The organism is Pseudomonas lactucae (assembly GCF_036688725.1).
GTDB classification, from domain to species: domain Bacteria; phylum Pseudomonadota; class Gammaproteobacteria; order Pseudomonadales; family Pseudomonadaceae; genus Aquipseudomonas; species Aquipseudomonas lactucae.
Map to the genome: position 1 here is coordinate 26,745 of NZ_JAQQPT010000006.1, position 17,780 is coordinate 44,524.

Annotated in this window: 14 protein-coding genes; 10 read left to right on the forward strand and 4 right to left on the reverse strand. The window is 59.6% G+C overall.

Annotated elements, in window-relative coordinates; genetic code table 11:
- The first annotated feature begins 3 nt into the window (after positions 1-3).
- The 5 genes from V6M90_RS08010 to V6M90_RS08030 all read left to right on the forward strand — a co-directional run bounded on the left by V6M90_RS08010 (position 4) and on the right by V6M90_RS08030 (position 6,831).
- Positions 4-1,824, forward strand: coding sequence for a hypothetical protein (locus V6M90_RS08010; protein ID WP_332846298.1), 1,821 nt, complete (start codon positions 4-6; stop codon positions 1,822-1,824).
- Between the two features lie 411 nt (positions 1,825-2,235).
- Positions 2,236-3,333, forward strand: a complete 1,098-nt coding sequence (locus tag V6M90_RS08015; protein WP_332846299.1) for an HD-GYP domain-containing protein — start codon at positions 2,236-2,238, stop codon at positions 3,331-3,333.
- Between the two features lie 549 nt (positions 3,334-3,882).
- Complete coding sequence (locus V6M90_RS08020; RefSeq protein WP_003176185.1) at positions 3,883-4,143, forward strand: DUF6124 family protein; 261 nt, start codon at positions 3,883-3,885, stop codon at positions 4,141-4,143.
- 103 nt (positions 4,144-4,246) lie between these two features.
- Positions 4,247-5,278 carry a hypothetical protein gene (locus tag V6M90_RS08025; protein ID WP_305427853.1) on the forward strand — a complete coding sequence of 344 codons (1,032 nt, stop codon included), beginning with the start codon at positions 4,247-4,249 and terminating at the stop codon, positions 5,276-5,278.
- A gap of 119 nt (positions 5,279-5,397) precedes the next feature.
- Entirely contained in the window at positions 5,398-6,831 is a 1,434-nt protein-coding gene (locus V6M90_RS08030) for an ArnT family glycosyltransferase (protein ID WP_141063474.1), read from the forward strand.
- Between the two features lie 15 nt (positions 6,832-6,846).
- Here the strand turns inward: V6M90_RS08030 and V6M90_RS08035 are convergent, their stop codons facing one another.
- Positions 6,847-7,335, reverse strand: a complete 489-nt coding sequence (locus V6M90_RS08035) for a TIGR00645 family protein (RefSeq protein ID WP_003176188.1) — start codon at positions 7,333-7,335, stop codon at positions 6,847-6,849.
- 164 nt (positions 7,336-7,499) lie between these two features.
- On the opposite strand from V6M90_RS08035, the gene V6M90_RS08040 reads away from it, so the two are divergent.
- The gene (locus tag V6M90_RS08040; protein WP_332846300.1) at positions 7,500-9,323 is read left to right on the forward strand and encodes a hypothetical protein; all 1,824 of its coding nucleotides are present in this window, start codon (positions 7,500-7,502) and stop codon (positions 9,321-9,323) included.
- A gap of 6 nt (positions 9,324-9,329) precedes the next feature.
- Here V6M90_RS08040 and V6M90_RS08045 read toward each other — a convergent pair whose 3' ends face one another.
- Entirely contained in the window at positions 9,330-9,647 is a 318-nt protein-coding gene (locus tag V6M90_RS08045; protein WP_003176190.1) for a PA4575 family protein, read from the reverse strand.
- A gap of 308 nt (positions 9,648-9,955) precedes the next feature.
- Entirely contained in the window at positions 9,956-12,394 is a 2,439-nt protein-coding gene (locus V6M90_RS08050; protein WP_332846301.1) for a Lon protease family protein, read from the reverse strand.
- A 268-nt stretch (positions 12,395-12,662) separates the two neighbouring features.
- Between V6M90_RS08050 and V6M90_RS08055 the strand changes: the two genes are divergently transcribed.
- The 4 genes from V6M90_RS08055 to V6M90_RS08070 all read left to right on the forward strand — a co-directional run bounded on the left by V6M90_RS08055 (position 12,663) and on the right by V6M90_RS08070 (position 16,327).
- Positions 12,663-13,151, forward strand: a complete 489-nt coding sequence (locus tag V6M90_RS08055; protein WP_003176192.1) for a DUF3015 domain-containing protein — start codon at positions 12,663-12,665, stop codon at positions 13,149-13,151.
- Positions 13,152-13,242: 91 nt separating this feature from the next.
- Positions 13,243-15,096 carry an Lnb N-terminal periplasmic domain-containing protein gene (locus V6M90_RS08060; protein WP_332846302.1) on the forward strand — a complete coding sequence of 618 codons (1,854 nt, stop codon included), beginning with the start codon at positions 13,243-13,245 and terminating at the stop codon, positions 15,094-15,096.
- 306 nt (positions 15,097-15,402) lie between these two features.
- Positions 15,403-15,759 carry a hypothetical protein gene (locus tag V6M90_RS08065; protein ID WP_003176194.1) on the forward strand — a complete coding sequence of 119 codons (357 nt, stop codon included), beginning with the start codon at positions 15,403-15,405 and terminating at the stop codon, positions 15,757-15,759.
- Positions 15,760-15,829: 70 nt separating this feature from the next.
- Positions 15,830-16,327: a GreA/GreB family elongation factor gene (locus V6M90_RS08070; protein ID WP_003176195.1), complete on the forward strand. Its 498-nt coding sequence runs from the start codon at positions 15,830-15,832 to the stop codon at positions 16,325-16,327.
- On the opposite strand, the gene gdhA is transcribed toward V6M90_RS08070, so the two are convergent.
- On the reverse strand, positions 16,324-17,661 hold the full coding sequence (gene gdhA / locus V6M90_RS08075; protein ID WP_141063471.1) for an NADP-specific glutamate dehydrogenase: 1,338 nt from the start codon (positions 17,659-17,661) through the stop codon (positions 16,324-16,326). The two genes, V6M90_RS08070 and gdhA, sit on opposite strands and share 4 nt — an antisense overlap.
- Between the last annotated feature and the right edge of the window lie 119 nt (positions 17,662-17,780).

Here is a 17,780-nt window from a genome sequence, read left to right on the forward strand (position 1 = left end):
ACGATGGCAACTACAGGAATCGATTGCGACGACGAACTCTTCGCCAGCCTGCTCAGCGCCAAGCCCGATGAAGTGGACATGTTGGTGGACATCATCACCGACTTCTCAAGAGGCCGCGCCGGTCTGGACGCGGACATCAAGAAGCAGCTGGTACAAGCCAAACACAGCTCCCGACCTGCCGGCTACGAACAACAGCAGCTCGAGCTGCTGGGACACGAACTGCAGCAATTCGGCGGACACTCGGCGATGAACCTGACGCGCCGCTTCCTGAAAAAGTCCGCTGTGCCCTATGCCGAAATCGTCAACGACGTTTTTCAGAAGCTCAATGGCAGCGATGCAGCGAGCCGCTCCGTCGCCGACAAGGAACGTCAGATCGCCTTGGCGCTGTTCGGTGCCGGTTGGCGTGAGTTGGCGCCCGAAGATCGCTTTGAGCGCGCCACCAGTACCAAGGTGCTGGCCGGGCTGTTCAACCTCAAGGACGCGCTCTCAGTCAGTTCTGGCACTGCAGTCGGTCTGTCGGCGGCAAGCAGCGCGGCGTTGTTCACTGTGGCAACTACGGGGTTTCGCCTGAACCCCATAGGCGCCGTCGCCACGTTAGGCTTCGGCCTGCATAGCAGCATTGCCGAAGCCTACCGGGTGACCGTGCCATTTGTGGCCCAGATGGGCTGGATTCGCCTGCGCCACGAAGCGCCTGTGACATGCTCACCTGCTACGACCACTGTCGCCCCCGACTCCACGCCGGGCGCTTCGGAGCTGGTCGTGCAGAACGGCCAAGGCGAAACACTGCTGAAACTCAACGTGCTGCAGCGACCACCTGCAGGCGTACATCGTGCGCTACCCACCGACCAGATCAACGCGCTCAGCCCGTTGCTGGCCAATGTACCGGGGCTTGCCGCGCTAGGAGAGATGTCCAGGGGCAACTATGTAGTGTGTAGCCTGCCCTTCGAGACACTGACCAAAAACGCCAACAATGATGGCAGCGTCAGAGCTTTCGTGCGTACCGGTAGCAAGATCAGCGAGCAGGCCAGCCTGTCATTGCCTGAAGACCTGCAGAATGTACTGCTCAGCGGCGCGGTGTGGAACGCGGTGTCCTCAGCCGTGGGGCAGAAGCACTTGCACGATATCAACGAAAAGCTGAACGCCATTAAACGCCAACTCGACAGCGTGCTGCACGAACTGGACGAAGCCCGCTGGGAATCGCTCGCCGGAATGGTCGACTATACCCAGGACCTGCTCGACCACTACGCGCAAGACGGCATTAGTCACTACGCTGTGCAGACCCTCGAAAGCCAGCACAGCCAGATCACGGCTCTGAGGCAATTCTTCGACCGCAAAATGAAAGAAGAGCTGGACGTCGCCCAGGCTATCGAGGCCGACAAGCTGTTCGGGGCAGACAGTGCCCGCCAAGCGCTGAAAGGCAGCCTGACGAAGATGGAAAGTTGGGTGAGTGGATACTTGCAAGCTACTCAGTTGCAGGTTGTGAGCAGCGCCTTGCGCTATATGGCTGATCCGCAGCAACGTCACTGCAGCGCTGCAGCCAAGGTACTTGAAAGTCTGGGGCCGCTCGACGCTATCGCCAGCCAGAGTCGCAGTGTGTACAGCTCGCAGATGGAACTGACCAGCTCACGCGTCTTCAGTCTCGACGCCTCGCTAAGCCAAAACTTCACGACGCAATTGGACAGCGTTGCCGGTACGCTGGCGCAGGGTCCATTCGACACCCGCCAGTTGCACCAATCGCTATTCAATCAAGGTGAACACCAGGTGTTGCTGCGTTATCAAGATGGCCAAATCGCCGAGGCGCAGTTGCTCGAGCGGGCGATCTGATCAAGGGTTGCCAGCAGACAGAGGCCCGCCAAATTAACATCTAAAGACGTCCACGGACGTCTTACTTATTACAACCCCCTTTCAACCTTAATCATTCTCAACATCCAAACTAGCAAGTTAGCGAACTATCAATTCCACCCCATCAACTGGATAGACAAACACAAACCACCCATTGCTTTAACGATAAACCCCCTCGTTATTTTTTTTCAAATGCCCTTCAAATACCACACCCATGCTAATGTCATTACGACACCAGTGCCGCTTCAACTGGCCCGGGTGGTTATTCGTTGCTCCCACACTACCTTTACTACCAAAGTCTTATAACAACATCTGTGGGGTCACCAGTATCCGAGGCGCGCGCATCCTCTTCTAGACGCGTAATAAGAAGTCCATCAGCAGAGGCATACCATTTTGAAGGGCAATGAACTCAAGGATCGAGCACCCGGCGAGGCAAAGCCATTTTGGCGGGATCGCATGGAGGCCCCCTGCACCCAGGAGTGCGATGTTCAACCCGCCTCTGACCCGGCAGAACCGGCCACCTTGACGCCGCCAACATCCATGAAAGACGAACTGATTGCCGCGCAGGTGATCTGTGGCCGCGCCAAGTCAGCGGTGGTCGAAATGTTCGGCCATGCCCGCATGGGCCGGGCGCTGGAGTTGGAGCATATCGGCGCGCTGGTCGACGATATTTCAAGCTCCATCGCACGCCATCCCAATGCCTTTATCAGCCTGGCACGCCTGAAAAGTATCGACGACTACACCTACATGCATTCGGTCGCCGTGTGTGCGTTGATGATCGCACTGGGCAATCAGATGGGCCTGTCCACCGCCCTGATTCACAATGTAGGGCTGGCCGGGTTGCTGCACGATATCGGCAAAATGGCGATTCCCGGCGCCATCCTCAATAAGCCTGGTCGCTTGAGCAATGACGAATTACAGGTGGTGCGAACCCATCCGCTTGAAGGTGAAAAAACACTATTGGCCACTGCGCAGATGTGCGAGATGGTCGTGGATGTGTGCCTGCATCACCACGAGAAAATCGACGGCACCGGCTATCCCCATCAGTTGTCCGGTGACCAGATCAGCCTTGTTGCGCGGATGGCCGCGGTCTGCGATGTCTACGACGCAATTACCTCGGACCGTTCGTATAACCAGGCCTGGGACCCTGCCGTCGCTATCCAGCAAATGTCGACATGGGAAGGGCATTTTGACGATGACGTATTCCGCGCGTTTTTAAAATCCGTGGGTATTTATCCCGTCGGTTCTATCGTGCAATTGCAAAGCGGCGGTATCGGTGTGGTGATAGAACAACATGCCGACTCATTATTGACGCCAAAAATAAAAGTGTTTTTCCTGCCGGCGTTAAATATCTATATCCCCCACCAAATAATAGACCTGAGCACCCCTAACCAACCCGATCGTATTATTGCGCGGGTGCCGCCGCAACGTTATGGTTTCAAAAATATCGAGCGTTTATGGCTCGACGACGATGCACCCAAAGCGCATTAAGCAATATACAGCGCTGTACAGCATGCCAATGCCAAAGCAGCCGATGACCCGATAAGTCGTGCGAATACAAAGACACTGGAATGTCGACATCCGATTATTTTGGCTTTATGAGCGTGGGCGGGAACATCATGAAATTCAAATCATTGCAGACTCGTATTTGCTTTACGGCCGGACTCTGCCTGTTTATTTCTCAGGTTTGAGTGGGTTAACTGGGGATTGGAAGGCGCCGGGACGGCGCTTCAGAATTTTCCTTCAAGATGTCGCGCCACTGGTGAACTGGCGCGCATTGACCGACACGGATAGCCTTCCCCGGTCGCTGCAAAATCAGCGACCGGGTTTAGCAGCTCGGTTAATATCAAGGCCTGCAAAGCCACCCTGCGCTCCAACGATGCCAATGGCGTCGACTGGTTCGCGTTATGGCGGCTGTGCGTGGGGCACTTTCGGGTGCGCTGGGTTCCTTGATTCCTGGTCTGCTAACCCGCGTACAGTCGCCACCCTTTTCGTTTAGCAGCGATGTCTGGCGACTCCATCAATCAAGGAGTTTCAGCCATGAAAAAGATCACACCAAATCCGCCTTCAGCCACCCTCTTCTCCGTCGCACCGGATGTCCCGCTCGAAACCCTGCTGGTCCAAACCAGCGAAACCCTCGCCTCCCTGAACGCAATGACCACCGACCTGGCCTTCGAACTCGACGGCGCACACCGTCACAAACTACTGGGGACTCAGCAACTGATCGTGTTGAGCGAGCTGCTGATCAACCGCATTCTGGACACCCAGTCATTCACTGACACCCAAGCTCTTCACCCCTAAAACCCCCAGGGGGCGAGACGCCGCAACCCCCTCCCCCCCTTGGAGTCCACCCGACTTCCCATTACCCTGAGCGCCCCATCAGACAACCGGAAGTCAGATACCCGTGTTCAAGCCCTTCGCTGTCATCGCGCTCGCCTGCGCGCCCTTGCTCGCCAACGCTGCCGACCTGGCCGGCGTCTGGACCGGCACCCTGGGTAAATCCGCCATTACCGCCTGTTTCAACGGCGCTGACGGGGAGCATGGCAGTTATTACTACCAGCGCATCCTCACGCCGATTCAATTGACCCAGGCCAGCGACAACGCGCCGTGGGCCGAAGAAGGCAATACCGGGTTCTGGACGCTGGACAATCGCCCCGGCGATACGCTGGCGGGCGTTTGGAGCAAAACGAAAGGCGGCAAGCCATTGCCGATCACCTTGCAACGTGTCGGCACGCCAAGCGACGGCTGCGGCAGTGATGCCTACAACGCGCCTCTGGAGGCGGCGCCGCTGCCGGTCAAGACGGAGAAAAAATCCTTCGCCGATCACCGCTATGTGCTCAAGACCCAAGGTGCCCGCGTCACGCTCAAGCTTGAGGGAGATAGCGCGCCAGTGCAGAAAATCAATCAGCAACTCGCGGCGCTGGCCATCAATGACGACGATCAAGTCGACTACTTGCGCGAACGTCGCGAGTACCTGGGCCGAAACGGCTCGGCCCTCACCAGTGAAATCACGGTTGAGCCGACGTATTGGTCGTCGCAGTGGATCACCGTGAAGTTCTACCGCTGGACCGCAGGCATGGGTGCCCGGGGCATCAGTTGGGGGCTGCATTCCTGGAACGTGCAGACGGGCGAGTCGGTTGATCCCTGGACCTGGCTGGGCGGGCATCAGCGATGGTATGACGCCTATTCCGGCGAAGTGACGCTGCCGGCCTCATTCAAGACGTGGCTGGCCAAGCAAACCAGCACCGATGAGGGATGCCCGGCGGTCACCAGCTATTCCACGTTCGACCTGAGTTTCAACACCCAGGGCATGCAGCTCTCGACACGCGCCAACGGCGACGGGTGCGACAACGAATTGACCTTTACCTGGGAGCAACTGGAACCGGTATTGACCGCCCAGGGTAAAGCGGCGCTGCCCAGCTTGAAGGCGCCGTGAAGACCTGAATAACAAAAAAACCAGCACTCGTTCACGAAACGTTCAGAAACACCCACAGATACTAACCGACTGCCACGGCCGCTCCCCCGAGCGGCCCACTGCCTCGGTAGCCACACCCCATGACACGCCCCGTCTCCCTGCTGCTCCTGCTCGCCGCTCTATTGTTCTTCTTTGCCCTGGGCAACCACGAACTGCAAGGCTCCACCGAAGCCCGGGTCGCCGGGATCGCCATGGCCATGCACCTGGACAACAACTGGGTGGTGCCGCAGTTGTTCCGCGAGCCCTTCCTGGAAAAGCCGCCCTTGAGCCTGTGGCTGGACGCTGGGGCGATACGTCTGTTTGGCGCGACCACCTGGGCCGTGCGCCTGGCGTCGGCGTTTGCCGGATTGTTCAGTGTGCTGCTGTTCTACGGGATGCTGCGCCGGTTTGGACGCCCGCAGACGCTGGCGTTCAGCGCGGCCCTGATGCTGGCGACCATGGCCAGTTACTGGAGCAACGTGCGCGGCGTGGGTGAAGATTCATTGCTCAGCCTCGGCGTGACCACGGCCCTGTTGGCGTTCTATCAGGCCGTGAGACCCGAGCGCGAAGGTCCGAATACCGGTGCATGGGCGCTGTTTACCGCCGGCATGGTGATCGCCACCCTGAGCAAGGGTGTGCTGGGCCTGGCGCTGCCGGGCATCGTGATCTTCGTGTACCTGGCCAGCACCAGTCTGATGGACAAGCGCCTGCGTCTTGGCGACTGGCTCAAACCGGCAGTGTTCACGCTGCTGGCATTGGTACCGCTGCTGATCTGGCTGGGCTTTCTGTTCCAGCGCGGCGGCATGCAGGCGGTCGGCGAAGTGTTGTGGACCAACAGCGTCGGGCGGTTCAGCGGCTCGTTCGTCGAGGCGGGGCATTACGAGCCGTTTTATTACTACATTGCCAAGCTGCCCGAGGCGTTCCTGCCGTGGAACATCCTGGTGTACCTGGGGCTGTGGCATTTCCGTAAAAGCCTGGTACGCGACCGCTATCGCCTGTTTTTCAGCGTCTGGCTGGTGGCGCAATTTACGTTGCTGACCCTGGCGTCGAGCAAACGCACGGTGTACCTGATGGCACTCACCCCCGCCGCCGCGGTGCTGGGCGCGGAATATGCGCGGGTGTTGCTGCAATGGCTGAAAGCTCGCAAACCCTCACTCTACAAACACCACAGGCCGCTGGTGGGCGGCGTGTTCACACTGGCGGTGGGTTGCTACCTGATCGCGGCGTTCTGGTTCGCGCCCAAGGCCGATGTGCGCCAGTCATTCGTACCGGTGATCAGCCAGGTACAGGCGCTCAAGGATGAAGGCAAGGAAGTCGTATTGTTTCAGCCCAATGAGCGTATCGCCGGGGCCAGCGTGTTTTACCTGCAGGCCTATCTGCCGATCCTGCAAACCGAGGCCGAGTTGCAACACTACTTGGCCGCCAAGCCCGGCAACGTTGCGTTGCTGGACCACACCAATGGGCTGGACCCTCAGGTCAAGGTGATCAAGCAGATGGCCATCAATCGCCAGCCTTACTACTTCGTCGAGCAGTAAGGCCGGCCCAGGGCATCAGTGCTTGGTGAGCTTGTCCAGGTAACCCATGGCGAACGCCGAGATCACGAAGGTCATGTGGATGATCACGTACCACATCAGGTGCTGCGGATCGACGTTCTTGGCGTCCATGAAGATGCGCAGCAAGTGGATCGACGAAATCGCCACGATGGAGGCCGCCACTTTCATCTTCAGCGACGAAGAGTCCATGGTGCCCAGCCAGTTGAGTTTCTCTTTGTTGTCATCAATATCCAGCTGCGAGACGAAGTTCTCGTAGCCGGAAATCATCACCATCACCAGCAAGCCACCGACCAGCGCCATGTCGATCAACGACAACAGCAGCAGGATCACGTCCGCCTCCAGCATGGAAAACACGTTGGGCAGCACGTGGATGATTTCCTGGAAGAATTTCAGCGCCAGGATCAGCAGGCCCAGGGACAACCCCAGATAAATGGGCGCCAGCAGCCAGCGTGAAGCGTACATCGTATTTTCAATAAAGCGTTCCATGGGGTCTCACACAGCTTGGCTAGAAATGGCGGCGAGTATACCAGCCGCTGCAAGACGCCTGTCACCACGAGAAAACTGACCTGGGCGGCATCTGTAAGAGAATTTTTCTGCTAGTGTCGAGCCCATCAACTCGGCTCGATGATGTCGGACAGGAAAAAACTCAGATGATGGATGTGCGCTCTCCCTTGGCCGGTATCGGCCTGTGTGCGGCATTGTTGATGGGTGGCGGTTGCTCTCCCAGCGATGAGCAGAAACAGTCGACCCTTGAAGAGAAAACCGCCAAATTCGAACAGTCCCTGGACAGCATTCAGGACCCCAAGCTGCGCGACGCCATCGCCGACCTCGGCGGTTCGCTGCTGTTGCTGGAGCGCGCACGGGGCAAGCTCGCCACCAAGCCCATCGAACCCGAGTACGGCGAAGATGCACTGGCCCTGCTCAAGCATTACCCCACGCCGCAAGCGCTGGTGGATACCTACATCAATGGCCTGTTCGTGCTGCGCAAAAACTCGCACTCTGACTACCTCACGGATCTGCAGCCGGTCTTCCCGTTCAACTTCAATATGCCGGACCAGTTCCCCTTCCCCCACGGGCTGGAATGGCAGTCAGTCACGTTGAGCAACAACAAAGTCATTCCCTTCCAGCCGGAATGGTCGGAAACCGACCCCGGCATCCAGTTGAGCCCCAGCAGCTCAAACCTGACCAACCCCGATGACCTGACGGTGACCTACCCGTTCATCGACGGCATCGAGACGGAAAACAAGAGCCAGCCGCAGCCGGTCAACCTTAAAGGTGTGGTCGAAGTGGTCGCGCCGAGCAAGGTGCTGACGTTCGACCTGTCGAAAAAAGACGTAGGCCACCCACGCACCGAGGGCAATGTCACCGTCCATTTGCTGCTGCTTGAAAAGAACTACGCCGAGATCGAACTGACCAATAGCGCCGCGCTCGCCCCCGAGGTGGCCGACGAATCGCCGAACCCGCTGTTGGTTCAGGCACGGGACACCACCGGGCAATTTCTCACACGCTCGGGCTCGATCAACGAAAGCGCCGCGCAGGTGGCGTTCTATGAGAAACAACTGGCCGAGATGCAAAAACAGAAGGCCTGGTCCGACGCGTTCGAAAAACAGCTCTCCGACGAGCAAAAAGCCTTCGAGCACACACAGACTACCCATTACGCCAGGGTCTACTTCAACGGCCTGATCGACAACCTGCAGGTCAACGTACTGGACTTTTCCAACGCCACCGTGACCCGCAAAGACCTCGACCTGCCGGTGCGGCGCTTCGACAAAAACAGCCTGGAAAAGACCGTACAACCGCTGCCGATGCCAGTGACCGTGTACGACGACAGCGCCGCCGGCTGGCTCCAAGACGCGTCAATGACCGAAGAGCAACTCAAAAGCAGCGTCACCATCAGCCAGTCCATCGACGATGCCAGCGCCGCGCATATCGTGTTCGACCATCCGTTCACGTTCAACGATGACTTGGTGGGCGCCGAGCGCAACAGCAGCGAATCGCCGGTGACCTTCTTTGCCGCCGACGAAAAAGGCGAACGCGGTGAACCCATCGAGTTGCCCACCGAAGCCTACGAGCTGAACCCGGCCCGCGGCACGCTCACCTACGATCTCAATCTATTCCCGGAAAACCCGGCCTTCGTGGTCGGCTCGATCCCGCTGTTCCTGGCAACCATCGAGAAGGGCGAGATGGACGCGGCCAAGCTGCCCAAGGGCCTGTCGATCAAGGACAACGCGTTGATCGTCGATCAGAAGGCGTTCCCCGCCGACAGCTGGCGCTTCTACGCCAAGGACGCCAGCGGCCAGTACCTCAAGGAAATCCTCGGCGTCAGCCACCGCGCAGAGGAATACGGCACGGCGATGTTTGACGTGCATTATTTCTACGGCCGGCCGACGGCACTGGAAAGCTACCAGCGCACCGACCTGAGCACCGTGCAATATGGCTTCGAGGTCAAGTTGGACAAGCCCGAAAGCAAATGACCAGGCCTACAGCGCAAGCCGCTCAGCGTTGCCATTGAGCCGTCGTAGATGGGCCTGCATGTGCAGGCACCAGATCGGCGGATCGCACGCCGGCTCATAGCCGTACATCGTCAAGCTGTCGACGATGGATGCCAGAATGGCCTGTGCCGCAAAGGGCCCATGAAACGGACCTTCGGACTTGATGGTGGAAGGCTGTTCACCGGACATGCCGGCGGCAAACAACAAGGTCCACATTCCGGTATCCCCCGCGAGCGGGCGAATGGAACATTCGATACGGGTGACAAGGCCTAAGCACTGGCGGGTAAGACAGAGGTTGCGCGACATGGCGGCGACCCTCGGTAGATCGGTGTTCAACCCCGGCCCATGGCGAGGCTGTTTCTATCCAGCGACTCCTGTGGATATCCCTGAAGTAAAGAATAGAAGAAAAACACGACAAACCAAGGTTGTAGGGACCAACGGTGTCGGCCCCCAGAACAGAGTCAATTTTATGGCGGCCACAGGCCTGGAAGCGCCGAGTTTCCATTGTGGGAGGGAGCAAGTCGAATCGTCGCGCCGCCCCTCCCACATTGGGATCTGATTCATTCTGCAAATTCGGTGTTTTAACCGAATAGCCCGATCAGCACCGCCACCCGTCAGCTCGGCTTGGCCTCAGCCAACGCCTGCTGCGCCAACTCCTTTTCCGCCTCCTTCAAGTCTTCTTCACTGATCATCTCGGCAATTGCACGCAAACGCTCGACCACGCGGGCGTTGACGCTGCCTTCCGGGAACTGCCCTTCGGCGTCCGGCTCACCGGCGTCCTCACCCACCAGCAGGCTCAAGGCTTCGTCCGCCTGACGTACGGCGTAGATATGGAACTGCCCGGCGCGTACGGCCTGCAACACCTTCTCATCAAGCATCAGCGTGGCGACGTTGGCCTGGGGAATGATCGCCCCCTGCTCGCCGGTCAAGCCGCGCGCTTCGCAGAGGCGGAAGAAGCCTTCGATCTTCTCGTTGACCCCGCCCACCGCCTGCACTTCACCAAACTGGTTGATCGAGCCGGTGATGGCAAAACACTGCTTGAGCGGAGTTTTCGACAGCGCCGAGATCAGCGTGCACGCCTCGCCCAGGGACGCACTGTCCCCGTCCACATAACCGTAGGACTGCTCCAGCGCAATACTCGCCGAGATCGCCAGCGGGAATTCCTGGGCATACCGACTGCCCAGGTAGCCGGTGAGGATCATCACGCCCTTGGAGTGGATCGGCTGGCCGAGGTTGACCTCGCGCTCAATGTCGACGATACCGCTGCCGCCCGGGTACACCGTGGCGGAAATCCGCGCCGGCACGCCGAAGGCCGAATCGCCCACCTCCAGTACCGTCAGCCCGTTGCACTTGCCGACGGCCGCACCGGCGGTATCGATCAGGATCACCCCGGCGAGCATGTCGTCGAGAATCCGTGCCGATACCCGCCCGGTCCGCGTGGCCTTGGCCTTGAGCGCGCGCTCGATGTGGCCGGCGTCGGTCATCTCATCGCCCGCCAGGTGACGGATAAAGTCCGCCTCGCTGACCAGCTGGAACAAGTCGCCGATGCGCGCCGACAAACGCCCCTGGTGCTCCGCCAGCCGTGCGCTGTAGGTCGCCAACCGTGCCACCGCGTCCGACGTCAGCGGTGCCATGCCTTCTTCCGAAGTGCGGGTCTTGAGCAACTGGGCGAACTGCTCCAGGCTTTCGTCGACCATCGGGATGTCTTCGTCGAAGTCCACCAGCACCCGGAACATCTCCTGGAAGTCCGGATCGGCGTCCTGCAACGCGTAGTACAACTGGCGCGAGCCGATGATGATCACCTTGACCTGCAGCGCGATCATCTGCGGGTTGAGGGTCACGGTGGCCAGGCGGCCCAGCTCGCCCAAAGGCGATTCCATCTTCAGTTTGCGCGATTGCAGAGACCGCTTGAGGGCGTCCCACACAAACGGCTCGCTGAGCATTTTTTCGGCTTCGAGAATCAGGAACCCGCCATTGGCACGGTGCAAGGCGCCGGGGCGCAACTGGCGATAAGTGGTATAGAGCGCGCCCTGGTCGGTGCTGTATTCGATACGGCCAAACAGGTTGTCGTAGGTCGGGTGCGGTTCAAACACCACCGGCGCACCACCGTTGACCGGATGGCCCACCACCAGGCTCGGGCAGTATTGCTCTTCGAGCAGTTTGCGCGCCTGGGCGTCGGTCTTGGCGTCATCGACCAGTTGCTCGACCACGGTTTTCAGCAAGTACACCTGCATGGCTTGCAGATAACCGCAAACGGCTGCGTTCTCGGCGTACTTTTCCGACAGCGGCGCCAGCAACGGTTGCAGGGCCAGGGTGATGGTTTCTTCGTTGAACTGGCGCAGTTGGTTGTTCGATTCGCGCTTCCACTGCGGCAGGCTCGCCAACTCTTCGTTCAGGCGTTCCTCCAGCTCGGAAATATCCGTGTGGAAACGCTCGCGGTCGACTTCCGGCAGCTGCGAGAACTCGGCTTCGTCCAGCGCCTTGCCGTCGAGCATCGGCGTGAAGGCGATGTTGGAACTGTCGCGGTACAGCGCCACGTCCTTTTCCAGGGCCAGGCGCTCGATCACGTCCAGGGCCTTGTCGTAACGCTGGTTGAAGGCGCGGTCGATGGCGCTTTTGCGCTGCTGATAGGTCGGGTGTTCGAACACGGCCGGGAAGGTCGCGACCAGGTTGTCGACCAGGCCATTGATGTCGGCGATGAACGCCGCCGCCGCGCCGCCTGGCAATTCCAGGGCGCGGGGCTCGCGGGGCTCATCGAAATTATTCACGTAGACCCAGTCCGCCGGGGTCTGCATGCGCTTGCCTTCCGCCTTCAAGTAGCGTTTGACGAACGAAAAGCGACCGGTTCCCGGCTCGCCCATCACAAATACGTTGTAACCGGGGCGTGGCATGGCCACACCGAACTGCAACGCTTCGACCGCACGTTCCTGGCCAAGCACACCGCGAAAGGGCTCCAAATCATTGGTGGTCGAGAAGCTGAACTGTTCAGCGGAGAAAGGACGGGTCAGCGCTTCGGGCGCTAGACGCAAGCTGGCAGCAACAGGATCAGGCATCGGGCTTCCTTACATCAGGCGGGGCAGATGTCGGCATTCTGGCTCCCCCTTGCGCGCTCTGGCAAGGCGCGCCGTTGGGAAAGCCTGGACACGGGATGCGTCCTACAAAAAAATCGCGACAATGCTGATTGTTTTATAAAAAACCACGGAACCCTTGGAACGTGCCTAAACTCCAAACTGCGCGGGTTGGACTAATAACTGGCCCCTAGGGCGCTATGAAAGTGCCTGAACCCTTGTCCATTGGTTTGCACACAAAGAGAACAAAGCTATGAAACGGATCCTTCTCGGTACTCTCTTCACCGTTGTCTCCCTCAATGCAATGGCTGAATCACCAGGTGGCCCGAACTGCGGCTGGGGCAACATGTTGTTCGAAGGCCAGCGCGGTACCCCAGCTCACTTCCTGGCGTCCACCACCAACGGCACTTCGGGTAACGCCACCTTCGGCATGACCTCGGGCACCAACGGTTGCAGCACCAACAGCGCGCTGACCTACGGCGGCAAGTCCTGGATTGCCATGAATGGCATGATGAACGAACTGTCCGAAGACATGGCCAAGGGTAATGGTGAAGCACTGACCACCTACGCCGTGGTACTGGGCGTTGCGCCGGAAGATCGCGAGCACTTTGCTGCCGTGACTCACGAACACTTCCAGCAAATCTTCAGCAAGGCCGACGTAACCGCTGATGATGTGCACAACAACACCCTGGCAGTACTGAAAGGTGACGCCCGTCTGGCGAAATACGCCACCCAGGCTTAAGCTCGACCCACCCGCGCCTCCCCAGGCGCGGGTTTTATTTTTGGACCCGCCCCCCTTTGGGTCTCTCTAATTTCCGACTTAAGTTGCCCCTATGCTCAAACGCTTTGCCTGGATGGCACTCTTCGCCTGCGCCCCGCTGTACGCGGCACCGCATCTTGATGATCAACGTTTGCAGCAACTGGCCAACGATCCGTTCTGGCTGTCCCTGGGCCATTACGAAGCCGGCAAGCTCAAAGGCTGGCGCAGTTATGTCAGCGAAAAGAAGTTTTTCCTCGCCACCGAGGGTGCCCACCATCCGGACGCCGAACTCAAGGCCACCGTTGAAGCGCTTTACGCTCCGGCCAGCCTGGGTGAAAAACACGCCCAATGCGTTTACCCCGCACGTACCCGATGGCTCAAGGATCAGTTGCACCTGACCGACCTGCCGGCCGTGGACTGCACAGAATTCAAGCAATGGTTCAAGGACGTCGCCCCCCACAGCGCGGTGATGATCTTCCCGGCGGCCTACCTCAACAGCCCATCATCGATGTTCGGCCACACCCTGCTGCGTATCGACCAGGCTGACGTGCAGAGCAACAACACGGCGCTGCTCAGCTACGCGATCAACTTCGGCGCCTACATCGAAGGCTCCGACAACAGCATCCTCTACGCCTGGAAAGGCCTGATGGGCGGCTACCCCGGCCTGTTCGCGCTGGTGCCGTACCAGGAAAAACTTTCCGAGTACCGCAGCCTCGAAAACCGCGACCTGTGGGAATACCGCCTCAACCTCACCCAGGTCGAGACCGAGCGCATGGTCGAGCACGTCTGGGAGCTCAAGCAGATCCAGTTCGACTACTTCTTCTTCGACGAAAACTGCTCCTATCGCCTGCTGGAACTGCTGCAAGTGGCCCGCCCCGGCCTGCGCCTGACCGAACAATTCCCGCTCACCGCCATCCCGACCGACACGGTCAAAGCCGTTAAAGATGCGGGCCTGGTCGAGAAAATCGACTACCGGCCTTCACGCGAGCGCGAACTGCTGGAACGCGCCAAGCCGCTGGACGGTGACGAGCAACAATGGGTATTGAAGGTCAGCGACGACCAGACGCAATTGCAGGCGCCCGCCTTCAAGGCCCTGCCCCGCGACCGCCAGGCGCTGATCATCGACGCCGCCTATCGCCTGGGCCGCTACCGCGCCAATGGTCTTGAGCGTGACACCGCACGCTCCCAACGAAGCTTCGAACTGTTGCGTGCGATCAACCAGAACCCCGCGCCGGACCTTAAGATCACGCCCCCCGGCCTGCCGGAAAACGGCCATGAATCACGCACCTGGCAAGCCGGCATCGGCACCCGTGGCGACAAGGCCTTCGGCGAATACGGCCTGCGCATGGCCTATCACGACCTCAACGACAACGCCGAAGGCTTCCCCCTGGGCGCGCAGATCGAAATCCTGCAAATGAAGCTGCGCCAGTACGAAGGCAACCACTGGCAACTGCAACAATTGGACCTGGCCACCATCCGCTCCCTGACGCCGCGTAATGCCCTGTTGCAGCCGTGGTCCTGGCAAGTCACCGGCGGCCTGGAACGTGTGCCGGGCAAACACGACGACGAAACCCTGGTGGCCCACGTCAACGGCGGCGCCGGCGGCACCTGGCAACTGCGCGACGACATGCTCGGCTTCGCCCTCGGTACCGTGCGTGTGGAGCACAACAACGACTTCAGCGAAGCCATCTCCCCCGCCGCCGGCTTCAACACCGGCGTGCTGTGGAAAAACCCGCTGGGCAACCTGAGCCTGGAAGCCAAAGGCGATTTCTTCACCAATGGCGAAGTGCGACGCAGCCTAAGCCTGAACCAACAGTGGGAACTGTCGCGTAACCTCGGCCTGCGCCTGAGCGCCCAGCGTGAGTACAGCCACTTGTCGACACCGGTGAATGAAGTGATGCTTGAAGTGAAGTGGTATCACTACTGACGCCAACTTGGCGAGGCTGCGTTTGCGGCGTATCTGACGCACCGCTATGGGGGCAAGTTAAGGAACAACACGGTCTCTGTGGCGAGGGAGCTTGCTCCCGTTGGGCCGCGAAGCGGCCCCGCTCTTTGTTTAGAAAGAATGGGACTGCTGCGCAGTCCAGCGGGAGCAAGCTCCCTCGCCACAGGTACGGCGTTGATTTCGAAAACAGCGTAGACCCAACACCGTTATCACCTCGCCTTCACACCCTCCCGACAAATCCCCTTCTAAACTTCCCTTATCAGCCGTGAAACGGCCAGGGAGTACGTCATGTGGCGGTATGCGGTATTGCTGTGTGCGGTGGTGGGATTGTCGGGTTGCCAGTCCACCCATCAGGAATTACTCGCCCGCGGTTATCCACCCGCTTTTGCCGATGGCTTTGACGACGGTTGCAGCAGCGGCCGTCAGGCAGCCGGGGTGATTACCGGGGTGTTTCGCAAGAACGTACCGCGCTATCTGAAGGACCGGCTTTACGCCGAAGGCTGGGAGGACGGTTTCCGCCAGTGCAAGGCCATGCGCGAGAACGAGGAACTGCGCGACTACAAGAACAACCACTGGGACGACCGCGAACGCGCCTGGCAGCAGGAGAAGGATCGCGATGCGGCGCGGGCCTATCGCTCGCAATAGGTCGCTCTCAGACATCCGTCGAAACTAAAGCGCGGCGACCATGGCCCAAGCTCCATAGAGGAAGAACACCATGAGCCGAGCTTTTGTAAATGAAGACAACGCCGCCGCCCAGGCCGATCAGCCGGTGGAGCGCCAGGTCAGTGAGCAGCCCAATCGCCTCACCGCGCAAGGGTTGACGCAGTTGCAAGCCAAGGTTGCGCAGTTGCAACTCGAGTACAGCGCCGAGTCCGCCAAGGGCGAAAAGGCCGATAAGCAGCGCCAGGCGGATCTTGAGCGGGATTTGCGTTACTTCAACCAACGGGTGCAAAGCGCTCAGGTCGTGCCGCCGGCGACCTCATGCGACAAGGTGCAGATCGGCAGTTGGGTGACGTTTGCCAATGAACAGGATGAACAGCAGCGTGTTCAATTGGTCGGCGAAGACCAGGCTGACGCCAACGCCGGCCTGATCAACTGGGGATCGCCCCTGGGTCGCGCATTGCTCGGGGCCCAGGTCGGCGACGAGGTACTGTGGAAACGCCCCGTCGGCGATCAGTTGATCGAGGTGCTGCGTGTCGAACCCGAGGTTTAAACGATGCCTTGCGCCAGCATCGCATCGGCCACTTTCACAAACCCTGCGATGTTCGCACCTTTCACGTAGTTGATCCGGCCGTCTGCTTCGCCGTAATGCACACAAGCATGGTGGATCGACTGCATGATGCCATGCAGCTTGCTGTCCACTTCTCCGGCGGTCCACAGCAGGCGCATGGCATTCTGCGACATTTCCAGACCACTCACCGCCACGCCACCGGCATTCGACGCTTTGCCCGGTGCGAACAGAATGCCCGCCGCGATAAAGATATCCACAGCCTCAAGGGTGGTGGGCATGTTGGCGCCTTCAGCCACGCACATGCAGCCGTTGCGCAACAAGATGCGGGCAGCGTCGGCATCCAGCTCGTTTTGGGTGGCGCAGGGCAGCGCGATATCGCAGGCCAGCTCCCAAGGCGTTTGGCCCTGGCGGAACTCAAGGCCGAAACGCTCGGCCAGTTCGCTGATGCGCCCGCGCTGTACGTTTTTCAATTCCAGCAGCGCCGACCATTGCGCTTCGGTCAAGCCACTTTCGGCGTACAGCGTGCCTTCGGAGTCGGACAGGGAAATCACCTTGCCGCCCAAGTCCATCACCTTGCGCGCCGCGTATTGCGCCACATTGCCGGAGCCGGACACCGCCACGCGCTTGCCTTCGATGCGCAGGCCGTCGCGCTTGAGCATTTCTTCGGCGAAGTACACGCAACCGAAACCGGTCGCTTCCGGGCGAATCAGGCTGCCGCCGTAGGTCATGCCTTTGCCGGTCAGCACTGAGGTGAACTGATTGCTCAGCCGCTTGTACTGGCCAAACAGGAAGCCGATTTCGCGGGCACCCACGCCGATATCGCCGGCGGGTACGTCCACGTCCGCACCGATATGGCGGTACAGCTCGCTCATGAATGCCTGGCAGAAGCGCATGACTTCGGCGTCGCTCTTACCTTTTGGATCAAAGTCCGAGCCGCCTTTGCCGCCGCCCATGGGCAGCGAGGTCAGGGAGTTTTTGAAGGTCTGTTCAAAGGCGAGGAATTTCAGCACACCCAGGTTCACCGACGGATGGAAACGCAGGCCGCCCTTGTAGGGGCCGATGGCGCTGTTCATCTGGATCCGGAAACCACGGTTCACCTGGACTTTGCCATGATCGTCCACCCACGACACCCGGAAGGTAATCGCGCGTTCCGGCTCGCACATGCGCTCCAGAATGCCGGAGTTCAGGTAGTGCGGGTTGGCTTCAAGAAACGGCCACAGGCTGCGCAGCACTTCTTCTACAGCCTGGTGGAATTCCGGCTGGTCGGGGTCGCGTTTCTTGAGGCGGGCGAGGAAGGATTCGACGGATTCGGTCATGAACAGTCTCGGCAAATTGATTGTTGTTAAACAGAGATTGGGCCGGACTTTATCAATTCGTTTCGCACCGCGACAGGGCAAAATGTCGCCTTTGTGAATTTAAATGGTGCATTGGATAT

Coding starts and splice junctions, on each gene's coding strand:
- gdhA (WP_141063471.1), bottom strand. CDS start 17,661: ATGACCGAATCCGTCGAATCCTTCCTCGCCCGCCTCAAGAAACGCGAC.
- V6M90_RS08060 (WP_332846302.1), top strand. CDS start 13,243: ATGCTCAAACGCTTTGCCTGGATGGCACTCTTCGCCTGCGCCCCGCTG.
- V6M90_RS08045 (WP_003176190.1), bottom strand. CDS start 9,647: ATGTCGCGCAACCTCTGTCTTACCCGCCAGTGCTTAGGCCTTGTCACC.
- V6M90_RS08065 (WP_003176194.1), top strand. CDS start 15,403: ATGTGGCGGTATGCGGTATTGCTGTGTGCGGTGGTGGGATTGTCGGGT.
- V6M90_RS08035 (WP_003176188.1), bottom strand. CDS start 7,335: ATGGAACGCTTTATTGAAAATACGATGTACGCTTCACGCTGGCTGCTG.
- V6M90_RS08030 (WP_141063474.1), top strand. CDS start 5,398: ATGACACGCCCCGTCTCCCTGCTGCTCCTGCTCGCCGCTCTATTGTTC.
- V6M90_RS08070 (WP_003176195.1), top strand. CDS start 15,830: ATGAGCCGAGCTTTTGTAAATGAAGACAACGCCGCCGCCCAGGCCGAT.
- V6M90_RS08040 (WP_332846300.1), top strand. CDS start 7,500: ATGATGGATGTGCGCTCTCCCTTGGCCGGTATCGGCCTGTGTGCGGCA.
- V6M90_RS08055 (WP_003176192.1), top strand. CDS start 12,663: ATGAAACGGATCCTTCTCGGTACTCTCTTCACCGTTGTCTCCCTCAAT.
- V6M90_RS08020 (WP_003176185.1), top strand. CDS start 3,883: ATGAAAAAGATCACACCAAATCCGCCTTCAGCCACCCTCTTCTCCGTC.
- V6M90_RS08010 (WP_332846298.1), top strand. CDS start 4: ATGGCAACTACAGGAATCGATTGCGACGACGAACTCTTCGCCAGCCTG.
- V6M90_RS08050 (WP_332846301.1), bottom strand. CDS start 12,394: ATGCCTGATCCTGTTGCTGCCAGCTTGCGTCTAGCGCCCGAAGCGCTG.